Consider the following 2,797-nt stretch of genomic DNA (forward strand, 5'->3'; position numbering starts at 1 on the left):
TTATCCTACGGATTTGGCGATCCGGCATAGCGCGGCGATGATGTCGACCCGCTTTTGGTGCGGTAGCTGCGTTAGCAGTGCAACAAAAGTACGCCGCAGGCGTATTCGACATCATCGGTCTCGTATAACCGACAGTTACGGGATTAAAGTTAGTGTTTTTCGGTTAAGCACTGGCCTTGCAATTCCGAGTGATTTTCCGATTAGGAAAATCCGCCGTAATTGCGGTTATACATTGTTGTAAGTAGTGCTTTTTATTCAATTATTTATTTTTTCTAACAGTTCTTTGGCGTCTATCATTCCGTATTTTGATGCTTCAGACAGAAATTTTCTCGCATTCAAAGTATCGTTCAGTTCGTAATATGCTTGTCCTGTCCAACTCAACGCATCTGGCAATTCGTAATTGTATTTGATGGCTTGTTCTAAATCTTTTATTCCGTTTGTGTACTCTTTCAAGTACACATATGAAATTCCACGTTCGAACTCAATTTCGTGTTTACGAACATAATAGTCCGATTCCTTGTCCCATTCGTTTGGTAAATTTATTTCAAGATAGATGCTGTCAGATTTAATCGCTCCATTTGAGTTTAGTGCTCGCGTGTAAAATTCGACAGACTTTTTATAATTTTTTAATCGCTTGTAATTATTTCCTATGTTCATTAGAGCAAGAGTATTGTCCGAGTCATATTTTAGGATTAGTTCGTAATCATTAATTGCTCCTTTATAATCATTTATTGCAGATTTGTCCGCACCTCGATTCAATAATGCTGGTTTCAAATCGGGTTTTTTCTCAATTGCTTTATCCAAAAAAACAATTGCTTCTTCGTATTTTCCTTTTTCTTCAAGTTCGTAAGCCAAATCGTAATAATCTTCGGCTGTTTTAAAGTCACAAGAACTCAACAGAAGTGAAATTGATAATATGTAGATTAAGTTTTTTGGCATTACTTACAACGGCTTCGGCTAAGCGTAGTGCGGGGGCAAGGAAACTTTTCGTTTCCGTCTTCGCACATAGCGAAATCTTTTGGTTTTCTTTTTTTTGTCCCGCTAAAAAGCAAAATCCAAAAGATTTTGCGGACACTATAAAAATACACAAACCCAGCGATTAAGCCCGAAGCCCGTATTGTTTATAGGTTTTGTTATACCATGTGTTTTTACGTAAGCAGCCTGTAACGCATTTTTTTACCATTTTGAATCCATAAGATTTCGATATATAAATTGTTATTTTTTTTAATTTTTCCAACTGTAAATCTTGGATTTATTTTTAAGGATTCATTAGACGAATTTGACCACCATTGATACCCATTCCATTCACTTTCGAATACATTTGCTTTGTTTTTTATAGAAATCTCCTTTTTATAACAAAGCATGTCATTATTGATAAAAACATTATTAGATTTCAAGTTGATTTTAATTACTGGGCAGAAACTATTTTCAATAGGCTCTATTGTAAATAATGAGTCCTTGTAATCAATTTTTAATTTAATTGATCCGGCGGTTTTGAATTCTAAAACCGGTATGTATTCCGTAAATTCTATGTCAAATTCTGAATCAAGTATTTTTCCGTTACCATCTATTAGTAATGGTTTTTCCTGTTTACTAGGAACTACTTGATTAGTCATTATTTGAAATGTATGATTTCCAGTCTTTAATTCAGTTTGCAAGAATTTTAATAAATCAGCTTGTGATTCTTGCGCAAATCCACTTTGGAAATTGCAAATGAAAATTAACAAAAAGGTTAATATCTTTTTCATGACATATGGTATAACGCCGCGCTATGTGCAGTCCGGCGAATTTTAAGGAAATATAGCAAAATCCTTTCAACCATGACAGGAGAAGTCGGACATCCGCTTTATCTTCTGTCATGGTTCTCGGTCAGGCCTGCCGTGCAGGCCGTGAAGCCTTGGGATTTTGCGTTATTGGGAATAAAATTCGCCGACCGGATTGCATTTAGTGTCCTGATATGTCGAGTGGTTAAGCCGTTGCGGCGATTATGGCAAGAAGGTCCCTTATCCTACGGATTTGGCGATCCGGCATAGCGCGGCGATGATGTCGACCCGCTTTTGGTGCGGTAGCTGCGTTAGCAGTGCAACAAAAGTACGCCGCAGGCGTATTCGACATCATCGTCTCGGCTATGATTAGTTGCGGCGTTAGAAATCCGCCAGGATTTCCAGCCGTACCCTAAACATAGTAATAATGCGTAGATTTTCCGCAGGAAAATTCCCAGCAATTAATTATAGGTATTGTTGTAGCGCGTTTTTATTTTTTTCCGAATAGACGTTCGCGTAGATTCTTACAGTTTTCTTCTGTCAAACTGTTTAGATATTTAATTCCTTTTTCAGTGGCTCCAATACTGTAAATCGGTTTTCCGACTGGATACCAATTGTAATGATTGTTAAGAATATCCTGTATCTCATTTTTCTCAATTACTCTTGTGGGGTTCTGTGATTCTCGAGAAGAATATTCTTCCAATTTCACAAGTCCCTCCATTAAAAGCTCTGTCAAAATCGAATAAGTCAGGTCCATTCTTTGAGGAAAAGTCAAGTCGTATCGAGCAAATTCTGAAGGCAATTCAAAAAGTCCTTCTAGACCTTCGTCGGAAGCGAAAACCATAACCTGTCTTTCAAGCTCCCAATCGATATTTTTCAACCATTCTTTAGTATCCATTTTTTAATGCGCTACGCCGCGCTATGTGCAGTCCGGCTAATTTTAAGGAAATATAGCGAAATCCTGTAAAACCATAACGAGAGAAAGGTTCCTCCGCTTAGTCTTTCGTTATGGTTCCCGGCCAGGCCTGCTTGGC

General features: G+C 37.8%; 3 protein-coding genes. All 3 read right to left on the minus strand.

Going from position 1 to position 2,797, the window contains the following annotated elements; translation table 11 throughout:
* Positions 1-255: 255 nt before the first annotated feature.
* Positions 256-939 (minus strand): tetratricopeptide repeat protein, encoded by a 684-nt coding sequence (locus ACKWBX_RS18450; protein WP_413970204.1) that lies wholly within the window; start codon positions 937-939, stop codon positions 256-258.
* 209 nt (positions 940-1,148) lie between these two features.
* The gene (locus tag ACKWBX_RS18455) at positions 1,149-1,748 is read right to left on the minus strand and encodes a hypothetical protein (RefSeq protein ID WP_413970205.1); all 600 of its coding nucleotides are present in this window, start codon (positions 1,746-1,748) and stop codon (positions 1,149-1,151) included.
* 505 nt (positions 1,749-2,253) lie between these two features.
* The gene (locus tag ACKWBX_RS18460; protein WP_413970206.1) at positions 2,254-2,661 is read right to left on the minus strand and encodes a hypothetical protein; all 408 of its coding nucleotides are present in this window, start codon (positions 2,659-2,661) and stop codon (positions 2,254-2,256) included.
* Between the last annotated feature and the right edge of the window lie 136 nt (positions 2,662-2,797).

The organism is Maribacter algae, assembly GCF_047345745.1.
Classification (GTDB): Bacteria; Bacteroidota; Bacteroidia; order Flavobacteriales; family Flavobacteriaceae; genus Maribacter.